The following is a 26993-nucleotide window of genomic DNA, read 5'->3' on the forward strand; positions in this document are numbered from 1 at the left end:
ACTCCTCGAATCAGGATCACAGGGAGAGAAAGCCCTTGTACAGGCCGAAAGCCGCGATCAGCGCGCCGAGCAGTACCGCGGCGAAGACGAATTTTTCGACGGTCGTGAAGACGGGCAAGCCGACTTCACGCTTCGCCCGCGCGAAGAGAATCACGCCGGGCGCGTAGAGCAGCGCGGAGAGCAGCACGTATTTGAGGCCGCCCGCGTAGATGAGCCAGACCGCGTAGACCACGGCAATGAGCGCGACGACGAGGTCCTTGCTGCGCTCGTTGTTGCGCTCGCCGCCGGCGGAGTCATAAGTCTCGCCGCGCGCTGCGATGAGGAATGCGTAGGCCGCCGACCAGAAGTAGGGCAACAGGATCATCGAGGTCGCGAGATAGATGAGCGAGAGATAGGTGCCCTTCGAGAACAGCGTGATGACGAGGAAGATCTGGACCATGCCGTTCGTGAGCCACAGCGCGTTGGCCGGCACGTGCTTCGCGTTTTCCTTGCGCAGGAAGTTCGGCATGGTGTGATCGCGCGCCGCCGAGAAAATAATCTCGGCGCACAGCAGCACCCACGAAAGCAGCGCGCCGGCGAGCGAGACGACGAGGCCAACGCTGATGAGAATCGCACCCCAGTGGCCCACCACGCGCTCCAGCACGCCGGCCATCGAGGGATTCTGGAGAGCCGCGAGTTGCGGCTGGGTCATCACGCCGAGCGAAAGAATATTCACGAGCACGAGCAGCAGGAGTACGCCGACGAAGCCGATGACGGTCGCCTTGCCGACGTCGCTGCGATGCTCGGCGCGCGCCGAAAAGATGCTCGCGCCCTCGATGCCGATGAAAACCCACACGGTCACGAGCATCATGTTGCGCACCTGATTTGTCACGCTGCCGAGCTTGGGATTCAGTTGACCCCAGAAGTCGGCTGAGAAGGTGCCGGAGCGGAACGCAAATGCACAGAGGATGATGAAGAGGCACAGCGGCACGATCTTGGCCACCGTGGTGATCAGATTGACGTAAGCCGCTTCCTTGATGCCGCGAAGCACCAGAAAATGCAGCGACCAGAGCAGTACCGAAGAACAGACGATGGAGATCGGCGTGTTGCCCTCGCCGAACACCGGGAAGAAGTAACCAAGCGTACTGAACAGCAGAACGAAGTAGCCGACGTTACCGAGCCAGGCACTGATCCAGTAGCCCCAAGCCGAGCCGAAACCCATATAGTCGCCGAAGCCGGCCTTCGCGTACGCGTACACGCCGCCATCGAGTTCGGGCTTGCGCAGCGCCAGTGACTGGAACACGAAGGCAAGCGTGAGCATGCCGACCGCGGTAATCGCCCAACCGATCAGCACCGCACCGGCATCCGCACTGACTGCCATATTCTGTGGCAGAGAGAAGATACCGCCGCCAATCATCGATCCCACGACGAGGGCGGTGAGTGCGCCTAAACGAAGTTTCGTGGCGGCGGGCGCTGCAACGCGCTCAGGCGTCGCGGCGGGGCGAGGTGTAGACGTTGAGTCGGACATGGATGCCTCCTGCTCGCTTGGCTGTTGCCGATTTCAATTGAGCGTGCCCGGCGTGGCGAATCGAAATTTCATGAGAGCACGAATCGTTTATTCAGCATGATGATTTGAGGTTGCCGCGGGTAATTGATCTTCATCAATCGATCTCGTTGATGGAGCAATCCGGCTATTTCAAGCGCGCGCGGGAATATAGGCGGTAAAAGGCAAAGCAATTTCGTTGCGGTGAATTATTGATTTATATAATTGAATCGGATTTGAATAACATGAAGGTTGCTTCGTGCGCGTAGATAGCCCGCTTGCGGATGTTCACGTCGATCATCCACCCAACGCGATAATCGCAATCGTGAGCAGCACGCCAACCGCAACCATCAACAGGCCGGCTTTCATTCCGCCCCCAGCGGAGTAGCGTCCGAGTGCATATCCGGCGGCGAATAGCATCGCGAGTGTGAGCACGCGTGAAGTGATCAGCGCCGCAGTGATATCTTTGATAACGAGAAATGGCAGCGCAACCGGAAACGTACCCAGCACCACAAGCAGAAAGATACCGACCGCGCCGACGAGATCGTCACGCCCGAGTGACGCTCGCGACGGCACAGTCGGCATGCTCGCAAGGCGCGCACGAACGCGCTCGAGTTCGGCATCGTCGACCAGTGGCTGGATAGCCTTCGGCAACGCGTCGCGCAGCGTGTGCACGGCAATGGCGTTATCCCGCGTTTGCCGGATGGTCAATATCAGTTTCAGGCGCTGCCCTCGATCAGCGAGGGTGCGGATGAGGTACATGACGGCATCGGCAAGTCCCCACGCCAGATTGCAGCCGAGCGCCGAAAAGAACATCTTGTGCCCGGCGGCTTCGCCGGCACTGACCGCCTTGACGGCGCCGACGAAGGTCAGGGCCATGAACAGACCAAAACACAGTTCGCAGACACGGTCGACGGTATGGAGAACGGGTTCGCGCTGTGCGGGCCTGGTTTCACTGGCCGGTGTGAGGGTGCTCATATCAGCCTCGGCTGACGTTGGATAACGTGATTTGCGCCGATGGTCGGCGTGAATCGCCGCTACAAAAGGTATCGGAAGGAGACGTTTCTCCATTGACTTATATCAATCGCGAGACCTCGCACGGAAGATCGCGATACGCGAGTGACAATTTATTTTCAGAAACCGGATTCGCGTGACTGAATTGCTAACGTCAAATGCGAATTGGAGCATTCGAATCGCGCACAGATACCGTCTTTCGGCGGGATCAATGATCAACTATTAACGATCAATGATCGAACCAGCGATACTGGACCGTGATCGAAACGATCTGATAAGACCCCGCCGCACGGGTTACGAAGCCGCGCGAATAGCCGAGCTTGGCAGACCAGCCGTGACCGATCGGCACTGCGAGCGTGACACCGCCACGCGCGTTCGCTTGGCTCGTGCCGCTCGATGCATCGTTGACGCTGGTGGCGCCTCCGAGGGCATAGCCGACATCGATGGCGAGCCAGAGCCCCGGCCGAAAACTGTAGCCGCCGTGCAGTTGCGTGACCGTGAGGGGAGACTGGCGCCTGATCTGGCCATTGAAGAAGTTCGTGTTGCTCATGAAGAACCAGACGCCGACCGAGGCTTCAAAAAACCAGTCACCCCACGGTTGCGATAAGCCAATTTCGGGTTTGAACGCCCAGCGATTGTTGCCTACGTTTACGAGGTGCGAAGGCATGTATTGGCCGGTTGGCATCTGCACGGTCAGGCTCACGCCAAGCGACGTGGCAGGCGGTGTGCGTGCGAACACGTCTGGCTCAAGCGGGGGATTGCCAAACAGGTTCAACGCAAAGCGCACTTGCATATCGCCCATGCCGGCGCGATGGATTTGCGTCGGCGCGCCAATGACGAGTCCGCTCAGATTCCCGCTGACAAAAGGCTGGACAAGGCCGATCGACGCCGTGTGATTTGCCAGCGCAAACGTGCGGACATAGCCGAGCAGCCAATTGTTGATGCGTGCGCTGACACCGGTTATGGGCAGCGATGGGTCGGTCAGCACGTCGCCGCTCACATGCGAATAACCCGCGAGAATAAAGTTCGTACCCACCGGCGAAGGGGAATAGGTGCGTGGCTCCAGCTCTTGCGCATGCACCAGGGTCGCCTGCCAGAGTACGGCGGCGCAGGACCAACCACAACTCCAGCGAGCTGAACGTCTGCTCATCGCGGTTCAATCGAAGATGCCGGCAGATGCACCGTAAGCACGGCCGCCTCTACCGCTAGCCCGCACTGTGCGGAGCCAGCATAGCAGTGCCAGGCTCGAGGCTGAATAGGACCTTGGTCGGACAGTCCGGAACCGCGATCGGATTCAAGCGAGCCGTGTGCGGGTTCTCGGCGTATGCGCTCGATTGATCAAGGTCAATTGCATGGCCGGGACCCACGCTAGAGTTGTTTGAGGAATCACAACATCGTTCCGATCTACCCACGCCGCGCGCCAGTCGGCGTTGCAGCGCGGGCAAGCCGACAAACGACACAAATGAACTCAACTACTCCGGTAGTGTTCGTCGTGGACGACGACGAACACGTACGCAATGCGCTGAGTCGCTTGCTGCGATCGGGGGGCTACGCCGTGCAAGCTTATGGCACTGCCGGCGACTTCCTGAACGACGCGGATTTGACCAGCGCCCCCGCATGCGTGCTGCTCGACCTCCAGTTGCCCGACCTGAGCGGTATCGAACTGCAGCGGCGTTTGCACGGCATCGTGCCGATCGTGTTTGTTTCGGCGCACGGTGACATGCAGACCGCAGTAGACGCGATGAAGGCGGGCGCGGCGGACTTCCTGACGAAACCGATTGATGCGGGTGTGCTGTTTGAAGCCACGACACGCGCAATCGAGCACGCGCACCGCCTGTTCGAGCAGCGCGAGCAACGCACGGAGCTTCAGCACCGTCTGGAAACGCTGACGCCGCGTGAGCGCGAGGTCATGGCGCTCGTGGTTGCCGGGCGGCCGAACAAACTGGTCGCCGACGAACTCGGTGCGGCGGAGAAAACGATCAAGATCCACCGGGCGCGCGTCATGGAGAAGATGAAAGTCAGATCTCTGGCCGAACTGGTTCGGCTCACCACGTCGACCGGCATCGACGCGCCCGTCCTGTTGTCGACGCAGTCCAGCCGACCGCGTCCCTCGGTGCAGCCTGCCGGGCGTGAAGCGGCGCCCCACACAGGTTGATTGGGCGGCTGCAAGTGATCAGCGTGGCAATGCGTGGCAATGCGAGGAAGAAATCGGGAAGTTGCGCCAGCGGGAAGCCTAAACCGCATTGCGTCTTCGGCGCTCCCGGCAGCGCCGGAAAATGTCGGCACAGTCAATCAGATGAATAGCGGACTGATTAATTAGTTTCTCCCTTCCGTAAATGTGGCGTGGTTTAAGTCGCGTCGCGTGTGCCGCTACGCGGCCACTCATCCGCCAATGTGGCCGCCTTGGGCCGCGGAACGGCGATTGATCTGCATCAATCGCGCGGGCGGCCGCCTGCTTATCGTGAAGGGACGCAATCGTCGGCGAGTCGAGGTGAGCGTTCATCCGACCATCCAGATGATTGATACGGCGCCATTCCGGTTGAGCGGCGAGGGAAGGAGAACGCCATGGAAAATGAGCACGCGCCCGTCACGGGTATTGACTCAACCGCCCCTGCAAGCGGCTGGCGCGCGATATTCGTGCCGGCGCAATGGCTGCCGGCTTACAAAGTGCGATGGCTATCATCCGATCTGGTGGCGGGCGTGACGCTTGCGGCGTATGGCATACCTGTTTCGCTGGCTTACGCAACGCTCGCCGGATTGCCCGCCCAGTACGGGATCTACTGCTACCTCGTCGGCGGTCTCTTCTACGCGCTATTCGGCAGTTCGCGGCAACTTGCCATTGGCCCGACGTCGGCCATTTCGATGCTCGTTGGGGTGACCGTCGTGGAAATGGCGGACGGCGACCCAGCGCGGTGCGCCTCCATTGCCGCCTTGACCGCGATCCTTATCGCAATCATGTGCCTGATCGGCTGGATTTTGCGGCTTAGCTCGCTCGTCAACTTCATTAGCGAAACCATATTGTTAGGCTTCAAGGCGGGCGCCGCGCTGACCATTGCGCTCACCCAGTTGCCGAAGCTTTTCGGAGTAAAAGGCGGCGGCGAGCAGTTTTTCGAACGCATCTCGATCCTGATCGGGCAGCTACCCGACACCCAGCTCGTCGTGCTCGCCTTCGGGCTTGGCGCGCTAGCGCTACTGATTCTCGGCGAAAAATATCTGCCGGGTCGCCCGGTCGCCTTGTTTGTGGTGGCGCTTTCGATTGTTCTGCTTTCGCTGACACCCTTGGGTGCGATGGGCTTCAAGGTCGTCGGTGCCTTGCCGCGTGGTCTGCCCGCGTTTCACCTGCCATCGCTGCGCGTCCGGGACGTGGACGGCATTGTCTCGCTGGCGTTTGCCTGCCTGCTGTTGTCGTATGTGGAGAGCGTCTCGGCTGCCCGGGCCATCGCCCGGAAAAACGGCTACGAAATCGATCCGCGCCAGGAACTGCTGGGACTCGGCGCGGCAAACCTCGCGGCGGGTCTGTTCCAGGGCTATCCGGTCGCGGGCGGTTTGTCCCAATCGTCGGTCAACGACAAGGCTGGTGCGAAGACCCCGCTCGCGCTGGTTTTCGCTTCGATCGCGATCGGTCTATGCCTGCTGTTCCTCACCGGCCTGCTGGCCAATCTGCCGAACGTCGTACTGGCGGCCATCGTGCTGGTGGCGGTCAAGGGCCTCGTTGACATTCGCGAGTTGCGGCACGTCTGGCGAGTCAGCCGCTATGAATTCATGGTGGCGATGGTCGCATTCGCTGCCGTCCTGCTGCTGGGCATTCTCAAAGGCGTGATCTTCGCCGTGCTGGCGTCGATGCTGCTGCTGATCAGGCGTGCAGCGCATCCGCACGTCGCGGTACTTGGGCGCATTCCCGGCATGCAGCACTATTCGGATAGCGAGCGCCATGCCGACAACGAACAGGTTCCCGGCGTGCTGATGTTCCGTATCGAAGCGTCGCTGCTGTATTTCAACGTGGATCACGTGCGCGCGGCGATTATGGAGAAAATCCGGTCGACGAATCGTCCGGTCAAACTGGTGATACTGGATCTCTCGAACTCGCCCGTCGTGGATATCGCGGGCGCCAGAATGCTGGCGACGTTGCATACGGACCTCGATCGGCTGGGAAAGCGGCTGCGCGTTGTGGCGGCTCACGGCAGCGCACGCGACATGTTGCGCGCGGAAGGGCTGACGGAACTCGTCGGCGATATCAGCCGCCGGGTTTTGGTCGACGACGCGATCGAGGCTTACCTGCACGAGATGGATGCGAGCGCCGAAGCCGCCGGGCAAGTCGCGAGAGAGCCGCCGGGCGCGGGCGCGAAGCTTCAACGCTGAAGCGTTCCAGCCTGACGGCGGTATCCGGAAACCGGCTGCGAGTCTGACGTCGAGATCATCGGACGACATCGCAACGCACCAAAAGGAGGTTCATGTGTCGATCCCCTACAGGAAGCCATTTCTCCTGGCGCATTGCGCACGTTTGGCGTTGTCGACTCTGCTTTTGGTCGGCAATGCTGAAGCAGACGCCAGCAATCTGAATTTTCTCAACGACACGCCGATCTCCTACATGAAGCCGCGTGACATGGAATCCATTAAAGGCGCACTGGTTCAGGTGCTCAATACAAGCAAGGACGCTGAAACGACCGGGTGGACAAACGCGCAGACCGGAAATAGCGTACGGATCGACGCGACGATGACACCGGAAACCACGGTCCACGACGGTGCGAAGACGTGTCGGAGCGTCACGATCAATCTGCTGGCGAAGGGGCAGTCAATGACGCTTCATCCGGTCTTTTGCGGAACCGGAGGCAGGGACTGGAGTTTGCAAAAGCGGTGAGTGTCCCCAAAGGGTGCGGCGCTATGAACCGTTTCGCGAGATGCCTGCTCTCGTCCGATACGTTGTTTGACGGGTTGCCGCGCTAGATGGCGCGCATGGCCGCATCGATGTGCAATCCGGCAGGCAGCAGTTCGGCACGAGGGAAACGCACGAGCGTGAATGCGCGCAGGCGAGGCGGAGCGCCTGGAATGCGAGCGAGACGAAACTCGATTTCGCGGCTGGCCGGTGTTTCGTTGCTTCTCACGACGTTCATCAGATCGAGGCGCAAGAGACGCCTTTCCACATAGAGATATTCGGCCGGATGGGCGAAGACGTCGCAGACCCGTTTCATTTCCAGTTCGACCACGCCGGTCGGGACGCGAAGAGCGGCAAGGCTGTGCGCGTTCTCTTCAATCTCGCTCTGCAGCCGCAGCAGTTCTTCCGAACCGGCGTCCGGACTGTCTCCCACCACCGAGCGCATACCGACTCCCCGCCGCTCGAGCAATGCCACGCGCGCCTCCAGCAGTTCGCGTCCTTTTGCCACGAGTTCGCGGCGGTCCGCGGCAAGTCTTGCCAATCCTTCCAGTGCCAGTTGATCGATCAGCCGGCGCGCAATTTCCTGGCGCAGATCGAGGTCCGTTTGACCGCAGACACTGACGCGATGATCGGTGAAACAGATCGTCGTCTGGGGAACGTCATGGCGTACCGAATCGCCGTCGAGCGCAACGCCAAGCACGTGTCGTTCGAACATCGCCATCCCGAGTGTCGCGTAGGCTTCGGTTGCCTCGGCATGCTGCGAGAAATAGGCGCGCAGTTCCTCCGAGCGGCTGAACGCCTTCGGCAGATCATCGGACGTCGCGAAGAATGCGCGAATCAAGGGATCGGTCGCCCAGGCGGCGCTATCGGCCTCGTGCGGAGGCGGCAACGAGCCGGTGAGGTCGTCGATATAGTCGAGTGAAACGGAAATGGCTTCCCCGAGGCGCTCCCGATAGCGCCGGGCCAACCGCAGACGAGGATTCAACGCGAGCGCGCGATCGATCATTTCGGCGAGGCGCACATTTTCCTCGCGATCGCTGCTGCCGTTCCGATGAAACAGCCAGGTAAGCAAGCCCATGTTCGAATCCTCACTAGCCAATCCGCGCCACGCAGCTTGTTCACTCCGGCAGCGCAGCCCGGCGAAAGAACGCGGTCGCATCCGCATCGAGTTTCCCGAATGACTGCTCGTACACAGCCACGAACGCAGGCGACCCGTAAAGCCGGCTGAGCGTGCGATCGACCAGCAGACGCAGATCGTCATCCCCGCGTGCCATGCCGATTGCGACGGACACGCTTGTGAACCGCCGGTCGAGAACGACCAGATCACTCGCTGCGGGACTGTCGTGCGCCACGGCAACGAGAAGGGCGCGGTCCGCGAAGAAGACGTTCGACTGACGATCGATGAGCCTCTGCAAACCCGCCTGCATCGAGGTGACCGGAGCAACCGTTGCCGAAATCCGAAGCTCGCCAAGCTTTGCGGCAAGCCAGCGTTGGGCGGGCGAGTCGGCGATCACCGAAACCGTCTGCCGTGACAGCAACTGCGCGGGCGACGCCCGCCAGACGGCGTGAGACGGGTGCTCTCCGGACAGGATCTCGCGCAGTCCCGCAGGCGCATCGGTGCGCAGAACGGCGCCGATACCGCCCGGATAGACCGGAATGGAGACCGACATGCTCTGCCTGTTCGTCAGCGTATCGAGCACGCCGCACACGAGATCGACACGGTTCTCGCGCAATGCGTGCGTGTCGTCGCCTGGCGCGAGCGGAACCCATTGGGTCTTGAGTGTCGTCAGACCGGTTTCGCTTCGGATCTGATCTGCAATCTTCTGGCACAGCGCCACGGTGTAGCCCGTCACGTGTCCGCCGGCGTCCTTGTAGGCGTACGGAGGCGCGTCGCTGAGATAGCCCATGCGGATCGTGCCGGACTGCTCGATGCGCGCGAGCGTCGCGCCTTGGGGCCGCTGGTCGGCGTGCACGGGATGCGGCATGAAAGCGGCAAGCGCCAGTAAGCCGATGGCGATTGCCGCGGCAGCCGAACTCGCTGCCGTGCGCGGCGCGGAGGGCGACGGGCCGGTCCGGTTGGCGGCGAAGCCATATATCGCGTACCCGATCGCCAAAACCAGCATGCCGCCCATCACGGCATCCTTGCCGGACGCGTAGATCGCAAATACGGAGTAAGCCAGCGCCACGACCGCGATCGTCGCATTGAGGCGGTATTTCGTGATCGCGGTGCCGACGTTGCGCATCATCACGAACAGCGCCGACAGCGAAATGACATACGGAATGACATTGGTGACGACGGCCAGGTTGACGAGCGCGGCGAATTGTTCGCTCAGATTGGGGGAAATTGTCGACAAGGCCATCACCGACTGTACGAGCGCCATGATCACCATGCCCGCAACAGGTGCGCCGGAGCGATTCACCTTGCCGAAGACGGCGGGGAACATCTGGCTTTCGGATGCGTCCCTGGCGGTTTGGGCCAGCGTGAACTGCCAGCCCAGCAGGGAACCGACGCATGCCATCGCGGCGAGACCCATGACGACGGAGCCCACAACGGGATTGAACATTCGCGCAAAGGCGAGGCCGAAGGGGCCCGTCGATCTGGCGAGTTCCGCGTTCGGCACGATGCCCTGGATCACGGCCGTGGAGAGAATGTAGATCACCGCCGCGCCGAGGGTGCCGAACATGCAGGCCAGCGGAACATCGCGCTTGGGATTCTCGACCGCCGACGAGTTCTGTACCGCCGACTCCATACCGAGGAACGCCCAAAGCGTGAGAGAGATGCTCGAACCCATCCCTTCCATGATACGCAGCCCCTTCGGATTCCACGCCGCCGCGAAGGTATCGCTGTGAAACCAGAACCACCCCGCAATCGAAATGAAGCCTACGGGCAGGATGACGCCCCAGACGGTAATCGCGCCAATGCGTCCGGTAATTTTTGGGCCGCCGAAATTGGCCAGCGTGGTCAGCCACAGAAGTCCGATTACGCCAAGGCAGGTCGTCAGCGGGGACGCGGTCAGCGCAGGGACGAACGCGGCGAGATAGCCGAGCGCGGAGCTCGCGACCGCTACGTTGGCAATGGCGATGGAGAGGAAGTAAAGAAAAAAGACCTGAAAATAGCCGTCCTTTCCGTAAGCTTCTTCCGCGTACGCGGCCATGCCGCCGGCGCGCTGATTCAGCAGGCCCGCTTCGGCAAAGCCCCAGGCAATGGCGAGCGATCCGATTGCCGTAACGAGCCACGACAGCAACGAAATCGCACCGACCTGCGCCATGTTGGCGGGCAGCATGATGATGCCCGATCCCATCATGTTCACGCTGACGATGAACGTGAGCTGTACTACGTTCATCTTTCTGGGCTGATCAGTCATGGCGATTCTCCTGCCCGTATCACCGTGCGAACGCCCAGCGAATCATCGAGAGCGATCCGCACGTACGGAGCCTGCGTCAAGGCTAGAGCGCGGGACGAGGATCAGATTGATTCAGGTCAAGTGGATTACCCGCCTGGCTATTCATGACCGATCGTCGATTGATTCTGAAATTCAACGATTTTCCGTAAAGATGCGGACTTCTGGTTGCAAAGCCTGGGGGATTGCCGGAGATGCCGTGTTTTCATCGCGCTTCTTCAAAGCGGGCCCGGCTGCCTCGCTCGCAGCTTCGAGGTAGTCAACAGGGCAAGAGATTAAAGGACGCCCGCATATTGCCGTTAACGGATAGCTGTGACCAAGCAATGAGAGGGCAGGGAGTGGATTGCAACAGGAAGAGAACGGGGATTAACGCAGCGGTGTTGATCATGGGGTGCTCGATGGTGGCTCAGGTCGCCTGTGCGATCACCGAGACCAGGACCCATCCCGGCGTTAAAACCCATAGCGTTGAGGCGCACCACGTCCAGCAATCCCGTCATTCGATGGACACGGCTCGTTCACACGAGCACCGGAGGCCTGCGCATTTGCGGCACTTGGGGCGCGCGAAACACGAGGAGCACGCCGAATACGAGGAACGTGCGAAACACACGCGAGTGGTGACAGCCAACCTGGGCGGCCGCAGATATTTTCATCGTGTGCGGTTTCACAAACACTCGGGGCACCACGTCGAGGGCCACCATGTTCAACGGGTGTCGACCGTGCAAGAGCAGTGGGCCACCCAGACCCAACACGCTCCGACCTGGGTCTTGCCGCAAGTCTGCGAACAGGTGCTGAACTACACGGGCGCGTGCCAACCGGCCGTGCTGGAGAGTTTGCGGGTTCTCGGTCTCCAGGTGCCGAATGTGGAGGACCGCGGGCAGATGGCCCAGCATCTCCAATCGATGCTGGATCGCGAGGGCTTGGAACAGGTGCAGGCTCAATGCCAGTCTGTGTTGCTTGAAGATCAGCGAAAGATCAATGGGCTTCAAACGTTATTGGCACGAGCCCATGTCGTTGCTTCGGATGACTGCTCTCAGCAGATCCAGAATCTGGCCGCCCAGGCTGCTGCCGGTCAAGGCGCGTCAGCGTCCGTTGCCACTGGTGCGTCTGATGTCGCTCAGGCACATGCGGGCGTTTCTGGAGAGTAGCGCCACGGTGGCGGGAACAGTTTTGTCGGGTTGACAGGGAAGCGACGGTGCAGGCAGGCGAAGCAATGAGCACTTGACGACCGCTTTCCGCCGTATTGCGGTCAATCGGGCGCGCGCGGCAGTGTCGATATGCGCAACGTTGCGTGTGCTCCCGGCAGATCGCGCACTCTGCCGGGAGCACGCTTTGTCAAACGACCGTAGCAGACGTATCGGCGACGACAAGCATCCGCTTGAGAGACGACGCCGATGCATCAGGCGCATCGACCAAAAAAAGCGACGCTTCAAGGGCATGTGAAATGTCGAAGCTTCCGCTTAGCCAGGCACGCAATGCCGTTTCCGATGTGACGATCACGCTGCTGCGCTTCGCATCATCCGTCGCTGTGACATCCGGCATATCGGGCACGATATCAGGATCGAAGCCATCGGTGGTCGCGTGGAAAAAGCCCCACGTGTCATTCTCGATCAGCAGGACGTAGAAGTCCGGCAAGGCGAGAAGATCGTCCGCCGCGTGGCCTGATTCAATTCGGGCCTGCAGCCGGTTGAGTGCGTCGACCGCGGACATTCGCTTACGCGCTGCTGCAAGCGCACCCTCGTCCGCTTCGACTTCGTCGACGAGACCTGCTTCGATCGCCTTGCGTGTGGCGACCGCGACACTCAGCGCGAGCGGATGGCCGATGCTGAAATCAATCTTGAATTCGCAGATTGCGCACATGGCAACACCTCAGGGCGTAACGATGTTGAACCAGAAATCGAACGTATCTAGCCACGACACGAACTCACCGAGTTTCTGGCTGTTGCCGTCAATCTTCGCATTTCCGGCCATCACGAGCTTTTGCATGTTGGTCTTGCCCATCATGATGTCGTTGAGATCGGCCCGCGCCATCGTGACTGTTGCATCGGCCGATTTTGAACGGGTGTCGGGTGAATAGTGCAGCGCGCTATTCTCGACGCCCAGTACATAGTTCTCTTTCGTGTCCGTCAGCACAAGGTTGAACGATGCCGTTTGGCCCGCCGCGCGGTCGCTGTTGAGGCGTATACCCAGATAATCCAGGAACATCGGGAGCGGCATGGCCTGGATGGTGTCAGGGCTTTGCGGGTTCGAAGCAGGCAGCTTTTTCACGCCTTCTCGCAGTTCCTTTGCACCGGTCAGGTAAAAGTTTCTCCACGAAGCCGATTCGGACTGGTAGCCCAACTGCTCATAGGTGTCTGCGAGAAGTTGCCTCGCCGCAGTGTTCTGAGGCTCGGCGAACACGACATGATTGACGACCTCTGCAACCCAGCGATAGTCGCCCTTGTTGAAATCGGCGTGCGCTTTGTTGAGTACCGCTGCCGAGCCGCCCATGAACTCCACATAGTGCTTGCCGGCTTCTGTGGGCTGCAGACGGTGGAGGTTTGCCGGCACGCCGTCGAAAAAGCCGAGCCGCAAGTTGTACTGCGCGACGGCGTCGTGATAGACCGTGCCGTAATAGCTACGGCAATACCAGTGCTTGGCGAGACTGTCGGGTAGACGCATTGCATCGCCGATCTCCAGGGGCGTCAGGCCTTGATTGGCCATTCGCAACGTTTGATCATGCAAATAGCGGAACATATCCCGTTGCGCACGCAGGAAGGGGACGATTCTGTCGTTTCCCCACGTCGGCCAGTAATGCGAAGCAAACAGCACCTGGGCATCGTCGCCAAACATATCGAGCGCTGACTGGAGATATTTCGACCAGAGCAGGCCATCCCGCATCTTGGCACCACGAAGCGTGTACAGATTGTGCAGCGTATGCGTAGCGTCCTCGGCTGCGCAAAATGCCTTGTATTTCGGCAGGTAAAACATGAACTCTGATGGCGCCTCCGACTCCGGCGCCATCAGTACGACCAGTTCGACCCCATCGAGTGTCATCTTCTGCCCGGTCTTTTCGGCGAACATCGTGGGCACGGCGAGTGTGATCGTTCCGACGGACGTGGTTTTGCCGAGGCCTCCATCAACGATGCCGGTGGGGCTACGCGGAAGCAGCGAGCCATACATAAAGGTCGCACGGCGGCCCATTGCGTTGCCGGCGATGACATTTTCCCCCACTGCGGCTTCGGTAAAACCCGTGGGCGCCACGATCTGTACCTTGCCGGACTTCAGGTCGTCGTCGCTTGCGAGACCGCGTACCCCACCGTAGTGGTCAACGTGGCTATGCGTATAGATCACGTGGGTGATCGGCTTGTCTCCAAGATGCGGAATAACAAGCTGCTTCCAGACCGTCGAGGCCACTTCCGTCGTGATGAACGGGTCAACGACGATATAACCGTGATCGCCGCGAATGATGCTCATGACCGACAGGTCATAGCCACGCACTTGCCAGATGCCATCGACCACCTGGTAGAGGCCGTGGTTCATGTTGAGCTTGGCGTTTCGCCACAGGCTCGGGTTGACGGTGGACGGGGCATTATTCTCCGCACCGCCGTTCACGAAAGCGAACTGCTGAAGATCCCATGCGTTGACACCGCCCGGACCGGGAATGACAACGGGTTCAGGAAGTGTAGCGATCAGTCCACGTTTTGCATCCTCGAAATCCTGCGCGTCGGCAAAATTCAGGAAGTCGGCATACTGCTTGTTGATCGAGATTGTGGCGGCCGTCGCAGGTTTTGGCGCTGCTGTGGTCGGCCTCGGGGTGGAGCTGGATTGAGCGAGCGCTTCACTGACGACGCCTGGAAAGCCGGTTGCGGCGCCGGCAACCGCTACGTTCTTGAGAAATGCCCTTCTCCCGCCCACCTTTCCCGCGTCATTCGCGTCAGACATGACCGGCCTCCGATGTTTGTCAACTACAGGGTCACGAAACTGCAGAGAATCACCGCGACACGAGCATATAGAGAATTTAGACGCGGTGATTTGGCTGTGCGCAGTGTTCGCAACGCAGTTAGGAAAGGGCAGTGGATTGGCACAATCCAAATTCCGGCGAGGGAACGCTCATGACAAGCATGCTTCGGTTTGCTCGTCCACTTCAAGAGCATCGTCTACCTTGATGCCGCTGCATGACCCTCGCGCGCGATCCGACGTGGCTGCCTTGCCAGACATCCTGGACGAGCAATCGAGTGAGGTCGCATGCGCGTAGTTTGCTATCAATTGCAGGATTGAACCCGTGGGCCGTTGTCCGGGCGCGTAGTGTTCACGTCTTCCCGATTGGCCATATCGTCCTCGCGAATGGTTTGCAGTCCAATGAAAGATTGCATACGTCGTCAATGCTCATGCAACCCCTGCGCAAGCTATCAGAAATGGCGCTCGCTCCGTTCGGGCGTGCTCGTTTTCTCACGCTCGTTTCAATCAGGCGTGACGTCACGTCAAATAGGAAAGTAGAACGAACGACTCGATGCTAGACTGATTTTTAACGTCCGACAGTGTGTGAAGACGTGGGCGTACGCGCGGGGCAATTGCTTCTCGTGCGATTGGGTGACGTATTCGAGCGAGGTGTGCAAATGGTGGCCACGCAGATCCTTGCAGAGAGACAGGCGGCGGGTCGAAAGGCGCGCGAGCGCGCGAAGCGATCCCGTCACGCGGAGATCGGAAATACGAAACGCGACCCGATCGAGCTTCTCGAGGCCAGTAGCGCGGGCCGGGTAGAGGCGCTCGTTCCTTTACGCTATGGCCGCATGTCACTTTCGCCATTCACGTTCTTTAGGGGCACTGCAATAATTCAGGCCCACGACCTTGCGGGTACGGTCAATTCGGGTATCGCTTTCCCCATTTGCGGCGACGCACACCTCATGAACTTTGGCGGCTTCGCCACGCCCGAGCGACAACTGGTGTTCGACCTGAACGACTTTGATGAGGTCGCGCCCGGACCGTGGGAATGGGACCTGAAGCGGCTCGTTGGAAGTTTTGCGGTTGCGGGCGAGCATATGGGCTTCGGGCGTGGCGCGATTGGCGAATTCGTGTGGAGTGCGGTTCACGAGTACACCGAGCGCATGCGCGAATACTCGCAATACAGCTCTCTGGATTTATGGCACGAAATCATCAGCTTTGAACGCATGATGGAGCTGGCAAAGACCGAAGAGGGCCGCAGCCTGCTCGCCAGGACGTCAAAAAAAGCGGCAACGCGTACGCACGAAAGCGTGCTGGCCAAGATGGCGACGCAGCAAAACGGCAAATGGACGATTCAGGATGCGCCGCCCGCGCTGTTCCATCCCACCGGGCCTAATTCACTGCTCGGCAAGGAAAGCAACTGGACCGACACCGGGGCATGGCAAGGCAAACTCGCCAGGGCGTTCGACGCCTACCTCGACACGCTGCCGGCCGACCGCCGCCTGCTGATCGACCAGTACGAACTTCACGATATCGCGTTCAAGGTCGTGGGCGTAGGAAGTGTCGGCACGTTCTGCCTTGTGATGTTGTTCGTCGATAGCCACGGCACGCCGTTGTTTCTGCAAGTCAAGGAAGCCCGTCCTTCCGTGATCGCCCGATATTTCGATGCGAAAGCCCACGACCATCAGGGGCAGCGCGTCGTGGTCGGGCAGCGCTTGTTGCAAGCGGCGAGCGACTCGTTTCTTGGCTGGACGTCGGGACCTGCCGGTCGGAATTTTTATTTCCGCCAACTGCGCGACATGAAGGTATCGGCGGAAGTGGAGCGAATGAACGCGACCATCATGCAAGGCTACGCCCGCATTTGCGGTTGGGCGCTTGCGCGCGCTCACGCAAAGGCGAGCGGGAAGGCGATTGAAATCGCAGCGTATCTCGGCAGCGGCGAGCGCATGGCCGAGGCGCTCACCGGTTACGCAACGGCCTGCGCCGCGCAGAACGAAGCCGACTACAAGGCGTTTATGAGCGCATGTCGGTCTGGAAGGCTTCAGGCGCGAAGCGACGAAGACATGGCTGCGGATTTCCGTATTTGACAATCACAATCGTGTGCGCGTTCGTTCAATGTTTCCAGTACGTCCGCTATTCGGCGGGTTGAGGGATTGGGCCGAAGAAGATTGACGAGAGCTTTCTGCGTCCGACAACCCGTGCGAGTTCGGCAATGACGCAATAGTTGAAAATCAGCGTCACGAGCATGATCTGCACGCCCCAGAAGCGCGGCCAGTTCATCTCGGCAAGCAGGTGCACGTTAGCCTGGAGGATGCTGTGCGTGTCTCTCCAGGATTCGAACAGCCTTTCCAGATAGTGGATGACGGTTGCGACCGCGGCGTACATCAGCGTTTTCCACGCAACATTCCAGATTAACGGCTTGTCCGGAAACCGGTTGATGAACGGCAACATGTCCGCGATCAGTACCGCTTTGCCCAGGATCAGCGAGGCGACGAGTACCGACGCTGAAGTGGGTATCGAAACGCCAGTCCCGAGGATCATTAGCGAGCGTACGACGACCACGATGTGCAGGATGACGAAAAAGAAAATCGTGGGCGGAAGCACTTTCATGAATTCGTGCTTTAGCGTGGCTGTCAGCGTCTTCATGACCTTAACCTCCGTCGTGTATGGACTGAATCGGTCAATGCGGGCATCGTGTGTTTCAAACGATTTTTCACGAAAGGATGCGCAATCGGAAACAATGGGCCTCGTCATTTAAAGACCAGATTTCAACCTGTTATAAGCGCGAGGGAGATGTGCAGATAGCGTAGCAAAGTTCGGAAATCATGAGATATTCGCGGCCGGTTCGATTCGATTCGATTCGATTCGATTCGACGCGACGTGACGCGATGCGCTGCGCTGCGCTGTAAATTGCCGCTCGCACCTCGTCGTCGCGAAGGTGATAAATGGCTGCAACTGGCCGACTACCGACTACCGGCTCACGCTTCGCGCATGAGATTACGCCACGCGGTGACGACGCCCAAGGCGTTTCGAACGTCCCTCGTGCCGACCCTTGCGCGCCCGCTACGAACCAACTGCTTTCTTGCCGATGGACGCCAGCTTCAACGACAGCCCCGCCGCATGAATGCCGGACGCCGCAGCCTCGGGCAGCGCCGAGTCGCTGACGATGTGGTCGAAGCGCTCCAGCCCGGCAATCTTGTACGTGCTGAAGGTGCCGTATTTCGCACTGGTGGCGAGCAGCACGGTTTGCTCGGCCACTTCCATCGCCGCGCGCTTCACATCGATCTTGGGCGGCGAGGGCGTGGTCACGCCACGGCGCAAGTCCCACGAACTGGCCGAGATAAACGCGACATCCACGGCAAGCTGGCGCAGCGTGGCCGCCGCGAGTTCGCCGACGCTCGACTGGTTCGCATGGTCCAGCAGGCCGCCGGTGTGAATCGCGGCAACATGCCCGGCGTTCATCAACTCCTGCATGATCGGAAAGTCGTTGGTGATGACCGTGATGTCGGGCAGCGCGAGAATGTGCGGCACCAGCGCGAGCGTGGTGGTGCCCGCGTCCAGATACGCCGTCATGCCGGGCCGCAGAAACGACGCCGCGATTTGCGCGATGGCGCGCTTTTCCGTGGGATCGATCAGCGCCTTCGAAACATGGCTGGGCTCGGTCGCCAACTGGCTCGCCACGCGCACGCCGCCCGGCACCGAATGCACGAGGCCTTCGCGCTCCAGCAGCGCGATATCGCGCCGCACCGTCATGTGCGAGCAGCCCAGCGACTCCATCAACTGATGCAGCGACAGCACCTTGTCGCGCCGCAGCAGGCGCAGCATGGCTTCGCGCCGCTGATCGGGAATCAGCGGCGCCGTTGGGGTTTCGTCGGGTTGGGTCTTGCTCGGCATGCGGAATCTCTGGGGGGGCCGTTCGGTACGCCGCTATGTTAACCGATGTTAACGGCCGATCAATGTGCTCAGCAGCATCACGCCCGCGAGCCCGACCAGCGATTGGAGCGAGAGCATGAGCGTCCACGTGCGCAGCGTCTGCGCGACGGAGAGCTGGAAGTATTCCTTGAACAGCCAGAAACCGGAATCGTTGACATGCGAGAGCATCACCGCGCCCGAGGCCGTCGCGAGCGCCATCAGTTCCGGCGAGACGCCCGGATGCGCCACGAGCAGCGGCGCGACGATACCGCTCGCCGCCACGGTCGCCACCGTCGCCGAGCCTACGCAGATGCGAAGCAGTGCCGCGAGCGCCCAGGCGAGCAGCAGCGGACTGACCGCCCAGTGCATCGAATGGTCGACGATGATCGTGTCGAGGTGAATCGACTTGAGCATCTGGCTGAAGCCACCGCCCGCGCCCAGAATCAGCAGGATCGTGCTGAGCGGCGCCACGCCCTTGTTGACCATTTTCTGCATCGCCGCCAGCGCGTAGCCGCCGCGCACGCCCAGCGCGAACCACGCGAACACCACCGCGGCGAGCAGCGAAAGAATCGGGTCGTTGAGCGCCTGGAAGAACACGAAGGCGCTACTGCCTCTCGCGGCGTGTCCCATGCCCACCGTGCCCGCCAACATCAAGCCTGGCGGAATCAGCAGCGAGATCACGGACAGCGGCAGCGAGGCCGTCGATTCACGCACGTCCTCGCCGCGCGTGCCGCCGGGGCCCGCCGCGAGATCGGGAGCCGGCCCGAAGAAACGCCGCGCCGCGAGCGTAAATAGCGGGCCGCAGAGAATCGCGCTCGGGATCGCAATCGTCAACCCATAGAGCAACGTGAGCCCGGTATTCGCGTGATAGGCAGACACCGCCTGCGTGGGCGCCGGATGCGGCGGCAGCAAGCCGTGCGACACGTACAGGCCGGCCGCGACCGGCAAGCCGATATAGAGCAGGTGGCTTTTCGTGCGCCGCGCGATCGTGTAGACGAGCGGCGCGAGCATGATGAAGCTCACATCGAACAGATGCGGCATGCCGACCAGCAGCGCCGCCGCGCAGATCGTCCACGGCGTGAGCCAGAGCGGCCGCTTGCCGACGAACGCATTGGCGATGCGATCCGCGCCGCCCGTACCGATCAGGATGCCGCCGAGCACGGCGCCCAGGCCGACGACCGGCCCGGTTCGCGCGAGCGCGCCGCCAAAGCCTTGAGTGAAACTTTCGATGCTGTGCTCCGGCGTGACGCCGGCCAGCAGGCCGAGCCCGAGCGCCGACAACGTCAGCGCCACGAACGGGCTCAGCCGTACGCGCACGATCAGCAAGATCAGCACGACGATGGCGCTCACTGCCATCGCGATGGTTGCGACCTCTCCCCGCATGGTGTCTCCCTGTATTTATCGCGCGTCGCTGTCCGGGCTCGGACGGGCGTCGGCGCAAGCGCGGAGGCGCCCGCGCTTGCCATGCCGCGCCGCGTCCACCGAACTCACTTCGCGCCGGCTTGCCACGCTGCCAGCAGCGCTTCGTCCGCGTTTTGCAGGTGATCGAGCGTCAGCAGTTCGCCGGCCGCCACGTCGCGCGCGAGCGTCGCGTGCGCCGCCAGATAGAGCGGCGCGACATTCGCGCCCGCCGCTTCGCGCGGCAGCAGCACGGCTTGCACGCCCGTCACGTCGTGATGATGACCGCCCATGTGGAGCACCGTGCCCGCCTTGATGTCGTCCGTCGCGCGGCCTGCGAGCACCGCGCATTGGGTCGGTTGCGCGGCGCCCGTCGGCCGTCCGTGCAGCACGGCTTCGAGCAGCGTGATCGGGGTCTCGACGCCCATGAAGTGATACGGCAGATAGAGGCACGCATAGCGGCCGTTGCGGCTCACCACATGGCCCTTCTGCGCGAGCAGCGCCCAGGTGGGCGCGTCGGTCGTGCGCACGACCACGAATACGCCGCCTGCGAAACTCGCCTCGTCCGGGCGGCGCAGCATGTTGAACACGTCGATGACGCCCGTGCGCGAGAGCACGCCGCCGTCTTCGCGCAGCGCGTAGATATCGGCGAGTTCGGTGGTGCGCGCGACCGGGTAGTGCAGCAGTTCGACGTCGGGCACGAGACCCGTGTTGGTCGCCACCACCGTCATCTCGCAGTAGTCGGCGGTGGCCGAGGTCTTGCGGCCGCGCAACGCCGCGCGGCGCGCGGCGAGCGTGGCGGCAACGTCGTCGCCGAGCGTCATCAGGTTCGCGAGTTCCGGCGCGGCAAAGCGCTGATCGAGCTGCGTCACTTCGCCGGTGGCGTCGTCGAACACGAGGTCGTACTCGCTCGACTTGCCCGCCGCGACGATGTCGAGTCCCAGCGTGCGCGCCCACGAGACCCAGCCGATCAGGTTCGACGGCTGGTCGCCGTCCGCCGTGGTGTAGACCACGCCTTGCTGCGCCGCGAATTGCGCGAGCGACACGCCCGCCACGGCGTCGACTTCCTTGCTGACCATCGCGACATGGCGCTTCGCTTCGAGCGCGGCGCGCGCGGCGCGGTAACCGACCGACGGATTGCCCGTGCCTTCGACAAGAATGTCGAACGCGGCCGGATCGAGCAGCGCCACGTCGCGCACCAGTGCGATCTGGCCCGGCGCGAGCGAGCGCACGCTGGCGGCATCACTGCATTCGACGAGCGACGCCGCGTCGTAGCCGAGTTCGAGGCACAGCGCGCGCAGGCCCCCGAGATCGAGATCGCAGAGCACCGTGGGCGCGAGGCGGTCGATCAGGCGCGTTTGCGCGAGCAGCGTGCGCGCGAAACCGCCGCCCGCGCCGGTCAGCGCGTAGCGGATGACCGGGCTGGCGGGCGAGCGGGACGCGGAAGCCGCGCGGAAAAGCAGTTCGAAGTTCATAAAGGGTGTCCCCAGTGGTTGGGTGGCCGCTCGGCTGCGCACTTCGCCAGCGAACGGATGCGCGAGCTACGGATCGCACGTTGTCTGAACGCGAATTTAACTTTCATTACCATCGCAGTCAACTTTTCTATCAGGCTTTAACATATTCGAACATCAAGGCTATAATCGGTTGACATTGAGGAGAAGAAGGCAATGACCCCTAATCTGCAAACAGCCCCGAACGCGCCGCTGCTCGGCTGCATCGCGGACGACTTCACCGGCGCGACCGACCTCGCCAGCATGTTGGTCCGCGGCGGCATGCGCACGGTGCAGCTCATTGACGTGCCGCGCGGCGCTGAGCCCGTCGCGGCCGACGCCCTCGTGGTCGCGCTCAAGTCGCGCACGATTCCCGCCGGCGAGGCCGTCGCGCAGTCGCTCGCCGCGCTCGCGTGGCTTCAGGCGCAGGGCTGCCGCCAGTTCTATTTCAAATACTGCTCGACCTTCGACTCGACGCCCGCCGGGAATATCGGGCCGGTTGCCGAGGCGCTGATGAAGGCACTCGGGACGGATTTCGCCATCGCCTGTCCCGCGTTCCCCGAGAACGGCCGCACGGTGTATCGCGGCTATCTGTTCGTGGCCGACGCGCTGCTCAGCGAATCGGGAATGGAAAGGCATCCGCTCACGCCGATGACCGACCCGAATCTCGTGCGCGTGCTGGCTGCGCAAAGCACGCTGCCGGTCGGCCTGCTGCGCTACGACGCGATCGCCGCGGGCGAGCAGGCCACGCGCGAGGCGACGGCGAAACTGCGCGCGCAAGGCGTGGGCCTCGCGATTGCCGACGCCGTGTCGAACGACGATCTGCGCTCGCTGGGCCAGGCGTTCGCCGACGCGCCGCTGCTCACGGGCGGCTCGGGCCTCGCCATCGGTCTGCCGGACAACTTCCGCCGCGCCGGTTTGCTCGGTGCGGGCGAAGCGGCCGCGCAACTGCCCGCCGTGGGCGGCCGCGCGGTGGTGCTCGCCGGCAGCAGCTCGCGCGCGAGCCAGGCGCAGGTCGCGCACTGGCGCGCGAGCCGTCCCGCGCTGCGCATCGATCCGCTCGCGCTCGCCGCCGGCGAGCCGGTGGTGGACGCCGCGCTCGCGTTCTTCGATCAACACCCCGACGAAACCGTGCTGATCTACGCGACGGCCGCGTCCGAGGAACTGGGCGCGATCCAGTCGCAACTGGGCGTCGAACGGGCAGGGCAGCTCGTGGAAGGCGCGCTGGCCGCCATCGCGCGCGAACTCGCGCAGCGCGGCGTGCATCGCTTCGTGGTGGCGGGCGGCGAAACCTCGGGAGCGGTAGTGCAGGCGCTGGGCGTCTCGCGGCTGCGTATCGGCGCGCCGATCGATCCGGGCGTGCCCTGGACGATCGGTGACGGCCCGCACGGCCCCATCGCGCTCGCGCTCAAATCCGGCAATTTCGGCGGCACGGACTTCTTCACGCGCGCCCTCGCGCTTCAGTCATGACCAGGATCTCCATGAATCAGGAAAGCACGCTGCGCGAAGAGATCGCGCGCATCGGCAAAAGTCTCTTCGATCGCGGTTACGCGGCGGGCACGGCGGGCAACATCAGCGCGCGGCTCGACGACGGCTGGCTCATCACGCCCACCGACGCGTGTCTCGGCGATCTCGATCCCGCGCGCATCGCCAAGGTGAGCGCGGCGGGCGAATGGGTGGCCGGCGACAAGCCGTCCAAGACGCTCGCGCTGCACCGCGCCGTCTACGACCATCAGCCCGACATGCACGCGGTCGTGCACACGCATTCGACGCACCTCGTCGCGCTCACGCTCGCGGGCGTCTGGCGCGCGGACGATGTGCTGCCGCCGATCACGCCGTACTACGTGATGAAGGTCGGCCACGTTCCGCTGATTCCCTATTGCCGCCCGGGCGACCCGCAGGTGGCCGAGCGCGTGCGCGAGCTCGCGGGCAGCGTGCGCGGCGTGCTGCTCGAACGGCTCGGGCCGGTGGTATGGCATCGCAGCCTGCGCGAAGCGTCCGCGATGCTCGAAGAACTCGAGGAAACGGCACGCCTCGTTCTGATGATGCAGGCGCAGGGCAGGAGCGTCGAGCCGCTCGGCGAGGACCAGATCGACGAGTTGCGCACGACGTTCGGCGCACGCTGGTAAGCGGATTCGGCGGCGACGCCCGCCATGCGATAGACGAGACGATACCCGGAGGAGACCATGCAAACCGATACCGACGCTCATTCGCCCCACGCGCCCCACGCGCTCCCTGCGCTCCCGCCGGCGCAGGACAAGCCGCGCTCGCTGCGCGCGCTGCTCGCCACGACGCGCTGGCGCATGATCCTGATGCTGTTCGCGCTCTATACGGTGAACTGCATCGACCGGATGTCGCTCTCGGTCGGCATGCCGTCGATCGTGCATGAGTTCGCGTTGAGCCCCGCGATGCAAGGTCTCGTGCTCTCCGCGTTCTTCTGGACCTACAGCACGTTCCAGATTCCCGCGGGCTGGGCCGCCGACCGCTTCGGCGCGCGCCGCATGATCGGCATCGCCGCGGTGCTGTGGGGCGGTTTTCAGTGCGTCGCCGGATTCGCGATCAACGGCGTGATGCTGCTGCTCACGCGTATCGGCCTCGGCGTGTTCGAAGCGCCCTACATGCCTTCCGCGACCAAGCTCGCCGCCGCGTGGCTGCCGCCCGGCGAACGCGCGCGCGGTCTCACATTGATCGACAGCGGCGCGCCGCTCGGATCGGCGGTGGGCGGGCTCGTCATCAGCGCGCTGATCGGCGCGTCGGGCTCGTGGCGTACCGCATTCATCGTGGTCGGCATTTCGACCGTGGTGCTCGGCGTCGCCGTCTATCTGATGCTGCGCGAAACGCCGGAACAGCACGCGCGCCTCGACGCCGCGGAAGCGCACGAGATTCGCGAGGCCAAACGCGTGGCCGGCGAAATGCCTGGCGGCGCCGCACGCGCGCCGCTCACGCGCGGCACGCTCGCCGCCATGGTGATCGGGCGGATCGGCTGGGCCACGGTGTTCTTCGGTCTGGTCACCTGGGGGCCTAACTATCTTTCGGCGGGACGCGGACTCGATATCCGCAGTATGGGCATCGCCACGTTCGCGATCTTTCTCGCGGGCGCGCTGGGCGAAATTCTCTCGGGCGCGATCGCCGACTGGCTGCAACGCGTGATGCCGCGCGCGCGGGCGATGAAACTGCTGTTCGGCGTGTCGGGCGGCATGTCGTTGCTGTGCCTCGTGGCGCTGCCGTTCGTCGAAGACGTGCGCCTCGCCGTGGCCGTGCTCGCCATCGGCGTGTTCTTCCACCTGTGGGGCGGTCTCTACTGGCTGATTCCCGCGATGCTCGCGCCGCGCGAGCAAGTCGGGCTGGTGGGCGGCGTGATGAACTTCGCGGGTACGGGCGGAGCGATCGCGGTGCCGATCGTGGTCGGCGTAATCGTGCAGATGACGGGCGGCTATCACATGGCGCTGCTGTTTCTCGCGGCGAGCGCGCTGACCTATCTGATCGGCTCGCTGCTGATCGACTTCGGCGCGAAGCCGCTTGTGAGCCATGCAGGCAGTGCGAGCACGGCAAGCGCCGCCACGCATACGGCGGAACGCACATGAACACGAAGTACGTCGGTCCCATCGTCGACGCGCACCAGCACTTCTGGGCGCTCGCGGGGCGACATCATCCGTGGCTCGCGCCGGGCGTGCGCGTGCCGCATCGCTACGGCGACTACGAGGCCATCAAGCGCGACTATCTGCCTGCCGACTATCGCCGCGACGCGGCCGCTCACGACGTGGTCGCTACCGTCTACGTGGAAGCGGAATGGGACCCGGCCACGCCGCTCGACGAAACGCGCTTCGTCACGGCGCTCGCGCGCGAGCACGGTTTGCCGAACGCGATGGCGGCGCAGGCCTGGCTCGACGCCGCCGATGTCGCCGAGGTGCTGGCCGCGCAAAGCCGCTTCGAACTCGTGCGCAGCGTGCGCCACAAACCCGCGCACGCGCACGCCTCGTCGGGCAACACGCTGATGTCGAACGGCCGCTGGCGCGACGGCTACGCGCAACTCGCGCAATACGGCCTGCATTTCGAGCTGCAAACGCCTTGGCGTCATCTGCGCGAAGCGGCGGCGCTCGCGCGCGATTTTCCCGACACGATGCTGATCGTCAATCACGCGGGTGTGCCCGGCAACCGCACGGCCAGCACGCTCCATGGATGGCGCGAAGCGCTCGCGCCGCTCGCGGCGCGGCCGAATACCGTCGTGAAGGTGTCCGGTCTGTGCGAAGCGGGCCAGCCGTGGAGCGTGGAAGCGAACCGCGACGTGCTCGGCACGCTGCACGAACTGTTCGGGGCGCAACGGCTCATGTTCGGCAGCAATTTTCCCGTCGACGGCCTGTTTCTTTCGCTCGACGCGCTCATCGACGGCTTTAAAACGCTGGTGTCGGCGTGGAGCGCCGCGGAGCAGCGCGCCTTTTTTCACGACACGGCGACGCGGGTGTATCGGCCCGTCGACCTGTCGAATCCTTCTGCAAGGACTCCACGATGACTTCCACGGCAAGCAGCAACGCATCGGCCAATGCGCTCGGTTTCGATCTGCCGATCTTCGATGCGCACCATCACTTCTGGGATCTCGGCGACGGCCATTTCCCGTGGCTCACCGACGACTACGACGAGCACTTCTTCCTCGGCGACTACCGCCGCATGTGCCAGAACTTCCTGCCGCCGCAATATCGCGCGGCGACGGCGGGTTTCGACGTGATCGGCACCGTGCATGTGGAAGCGGAACGCTCGCGCCGCGAGCAGGTGCAGGAAACCGAATTTCTCACGCGGCTGAACGCGGCAACGGGATTGCCGAGCGCCATCGTCGGCCATGTGTTTTTCGTGCAGCCCGACTGCGAAGCGGTCCTCGCGGGTCACGCGAAAAGCCCACTCGCGCGCGGCGTGCGCTCGAAGCCGGAAATCTCGTCGGGTCCCGGCGAATCGGTGCGCGGCCAGCCCGGCACGATGCAGGACGAGGCATGGCTGCGCGGTCTCGCCATGCTCGAACGCTTCGGCTTTTCGTGGGATTTGCGCGTGCCGTACTGGCATCTGGAAGAAGCGGCCGACGTCGCGCGCGCGTTCCCGAATACGCCCATCGTGACGAACCATCTGGGTCTGCCGCTCGACCGCTCGGAAGCGGGGGTGGCGATCTGGCGGCGCGGCATGCAGGCACTGGCGGATTGCCCCAATGTATTTCTTAAGGTATCCGAACTGGGTCTGCCGAACGGGACGTGGGACAGCGCGAGCAACCGCCGCGTGATTCGCGAAGCCGTGGATCTGTTCGGTTTCGAGCGGTCGATGTTCGCGAGCAATCTGCCGGTGGGCAATCTCTCGGCGACTTTCACCGAAATCGTCGCCGATGTGATTGGCGCTTTGCCCCACGCCACCGAAAGCGAGTTGCGCGCGCTGTTCGCGGGCACGGCACAGCGCTTTTATCGCGTCGGCTGAGAAGGCAACAA

Annotated in this window: 21 protein-coding genes and 1 pseudogene; 10 read left to right on the forward strand and 12 right to left on the reverse strand. The window is 62.7% G+C overall.

Annotation, left to right across the window (positions count from 1 at the left end; genetic code table 11):
• Positions 1-16: 16 nt before the first annotated feature.
• The 3 genes from arcD to SB764_RS23145 all read right to left on the reverse strand — a co-directional run bounded on the left by arcD (position 17) and on the right by SB764_RS23145 (position 3686).
• A complete protein-coding gene (gene arcD, locus SB764_RS23135) occupies positions 17-1507 on the reverse strand; it encodes an arginine-ornithine antiporter (protein ID WP_410865043.1) in 1491 nt (496 codons plus the stop codon).
• Between the two features lie 312 nt (positions 1508-1819).
• Positions 1820-2500, reverse strand: a complete 681-nt coding sequence (locus SB764_RS23140) for a VIT1/CCC1 transporter family protein (RefSeq protein ID WP_321868912.1) — start codon at positions 2498-2500, stop codon at positions 1820-1822.
• Between the two features lie 265 nt (positions 2501-2765).
• On the reverse strand, positions 2766-3686 hold the full coding sequence (locus tag SB764_RS23145) for a transporter (protein WP_410865045.1): 921 nt from the start codon (positions 3684-3686) through the stop codon (positions 2766-2768).
• 342 nt (positions 3687-4028) lie between these two features.
• Here SB764_RS23145 and SB764_RS23150 point away from each other — a divergent pair, with 342 nt between their 5' ends.
• The 3 genes from SB764_RS23150 to SB764_RS23160 all read left to right on the forward strand — a co-directional run bounded on the left by SB764_RS23150 (position 4029) and on the right by SB764_RS23160 (position 7394).
• Positions 4029-4691 (forward strand): response regulator transcription factor, encoded by a 663-nt coding sequence (locus tag SB764_RS23150; protein WP_309147637.1) that lies wholly within the window; start codon positions 4029-4031, stop codon positions 4689-4691.
• Positions 4692-5101: 410 nt separating this feature from the next.
• Positions 5102-6895 carry a SulP family inorganic anion transporter gene (locus SB764_RS23155; protein ID WP_321868910.1) on the forward strand — a complete coding sequence of 598 codons (1794 nt, stop codon included), beginning with the start codon at positions 5102-5104 and terminating at the stop codon, positions 6893-6895.
• A gap of 94 nt (positions 6896-6989) precedes the next feature.
• Positions 6990-7394, forward strand: coding sequence for a hypothetical protein (locus SB764_RS23160; protein WP_065058400.1), 405 nt, complete (start codon positions 6990-6992; stop codon positions 7392-7394).
• 82 nt (positions 7395-7476) lie between these two features.
• Here the strand turns inward: SB764_RS23160 and SB764_RS23165 are convergent, their stop codons facing one another.
• Together SB764_RS23165 and potE are read right to left on the reverse strand one after the other, a co-directional pair.
• Positions 7477-8487 (reverse strand): hypothetical protein, encoded by a 1011-nt coding sequence (locus SB764_RS23165; RefSeq protein ID WP_410865048.1) that lies wholly within the window; start codon positions 8485-8487, stop codon positions 7477-7479.
• 40 nt (positions 8488-8527) lie between these two features.
• Positions 8528-10774, reverse strand: a complete 2247-nt coding sequence (gene potE, locus SB764_RS23170; RefSeq protein WP_336752493.1) for a putrescine-ornithine antiporter — start codon at positions 10772-10774, stop codon at positions 8528-8530.
• Between the two features lie 434 nt (positions 10775-11208).
• Between potE and SB764_RS23175 the strand changes: the two genes are divergently transcribed.
• Positions 11209-11955 (forward strand): hypothetical protein, encoded by a 747-nt coding sequence (locus SB764_RS23175; protein WP_321868908.1) that lies wholly within the window; start codon positions 11209-11211, stop codon positions 11953-11955.
• A 187-nt stretch (positions 11956-12142) separates the two neighbouring features.
• Here SB764_RS23175 and SB764_RS23180 read toward each other — a convergent pair whose 3' ends face one another.
• The 3 genes and pseudogenes from SB764_RS23180 to SB764_RS23190 form a co-directional block, all read right to left on the reverse strand.
• Positions 12143-12667, reverse strand: a complete 525-nt coding sequence (locus SB764_RS23180) for a hypothetical protein (RefSeq protein ID WP_074983577.1) — start codon at positions 12665-12667, stop codon at positions 12143-12145.
• Between the two features lie 9 nt (positions 12668-12676).
• Positions 12677-14731 (reverse strand): alkyl/aryl-sulfatase, encoded by a 2055-nt coding sequence (locus tag SB764_RS23185; protein WP_321904783.1) that lies wholly within the window; start codon positions 14729-14731, stop codon positions 12677-12679.
• 214 nt (positions 14732-14945) lie between these two features.
• Positions 14946-15068: pseudogene (locus SB764_RS23190) on the reverse strand (integrase); the annotation flags it as partial.
• A gap of 337 nt (positions 15069-15405) precedes the next feature.
• On the opposite strand from SB764_RS23190, the gene SB764_RS23195 reads away from it, so the two are divergent.
• On the forward strand, positions 15406-16818 hold the full coding sequence (locus SB764_RS23195; protein ID WP_074983579.1) for a DUF2252 domain-containing protein: 1413 nt from the start codon (positions 15406-15408) through the stop codon (positions 16816-16818).
• Positions 16819-16864: 46 nt separating this feature from the next.
• Here the strand turns inward: SB764_RS23195 and SB764_RS23200 are convergent, their stop codons facing one another.
• The 4 genes from SB764_RS23200 to SB764_RS23215 form a co-directional block, all read right to left on the reverse strand.
• Positions 16865-17377: a hypothetical protein gene (locus SB764_RS23200; protein ID WP_065058406.1), complete on the reverse strand. Its 513-nt coding sequence runs from the start codon at positions 17375-17377 to the stop codon at positions 16865-16867.
• Between the two features lie 417 nt (positions 17378-17794).
• Positions 17795-18625, reverse strand: coding sequence for a DeoR/GlpR family DNA-binding transcription regulator (locus SB764_RS23205; protein WP_065058407.1), 831 nt, complete (start codon positions 18623-18625; stop codon positions 17795-17797).
• Positions 18626-18673: 48 nt separating this feature from the next.
• Positions 18674-20026, reverse strand: a complete 1353-nt coding sequence (locus tag SB764_RS23210) for a gluconate:H+ symporter (protein WP_110327423.1) — start codon at positions 20024-20026, stop codon at positions 18674-18676.
• Between the two features lie 104 nt (positions 20027-20130).
• A complete protein-coding gene (locus tag SB764_RS23215; protein ID WP_183039704.1) occupies positions 20131-21516 on the reverse strand; it encodes a homoserine dehydrogenase in 1386 nt (461 codons plus the stop codon).
• 192 nt (positions 21517-21708) lie between these two features.
• On the opposite strand from SB764_RS23215, the gene otnK reads away from it, so the two are divergent.
• The 5 genes from otnK to SB764_RS23240 are packed head-to-tail and all read left to right on the forward strand — an operon-like array spanning position 21709 to position 26982.
• Positions 21709-23001, forward strand: a complete 1293-nt coding sequence (otnK, locus tag SB764_RS23220; RefSeq protein WP_321868905.1) for a 3-oxo-tetronate kinase — start codon at positions 21709-21711, stop codon at positions 22999-23001.
• An 11-nt stretch (positions 23002-23012) separates the two neighbouring features.
• Complete coding sequence (locus SB764_RS23225) at positions 23013-23660, forward strand: aldolase (protein ID WP_176080103.1); 648 nt, start codon at positions 23013-23015, stop codon at positions 23658-23660.
• 57 nt (positions 23661-23717) lie between these two features.
• Positions 23718-25115, forward strand: coding sequence for an MFS transporter (locus SB764_RS23230; protein ID WP_110327420.1), 1398 nt, complete (start codon positions 23718-23720; stop codon positions 25113-25115).
• Positions 25112-26041 carry an amidohydrolase family protein gene (locus SB764_RS23235; RefSeq protein ID WP_410865053.1) on the forward strand — a complete coding sequence of 310 codons (930 nt, stop codon included), beginning with the start codon at positions 25112-25114 and terminating at the stop codon, positions 26039-26041. Before SB764_RS23230 ends, SB764_RS23235 begins: the two co-directional genes overlap by 4 nt.
• Positions 26038-26982, forward strand: a complete 945-nt coding sequence (locus tag SB764_RS23240; RefSeq protein ID WP_065058413.1) for an amidohydrolase family protein — start codon at positions 26038-26040, stop codon at positions 26980-26982. Before SB764_RS23235 ends, SB764_RS23240 begins: the two co-directional genes overlap by 4 nt.
• Positions 26983-26993 lie beyond the last annotated feature (11 nt).

Origin of the sequence: Paraburkholderia sp. SIMBA_027, assembly GCF_046535315.1 — a bacterium.
Classification (GTDB): domain Bacteria; phylum Pseudomonadota; class Gammaproteobacteria; order Burkholderiales; family Burkholderiaceae; genus Paraburkholderia; species Paraburkholderia tropica.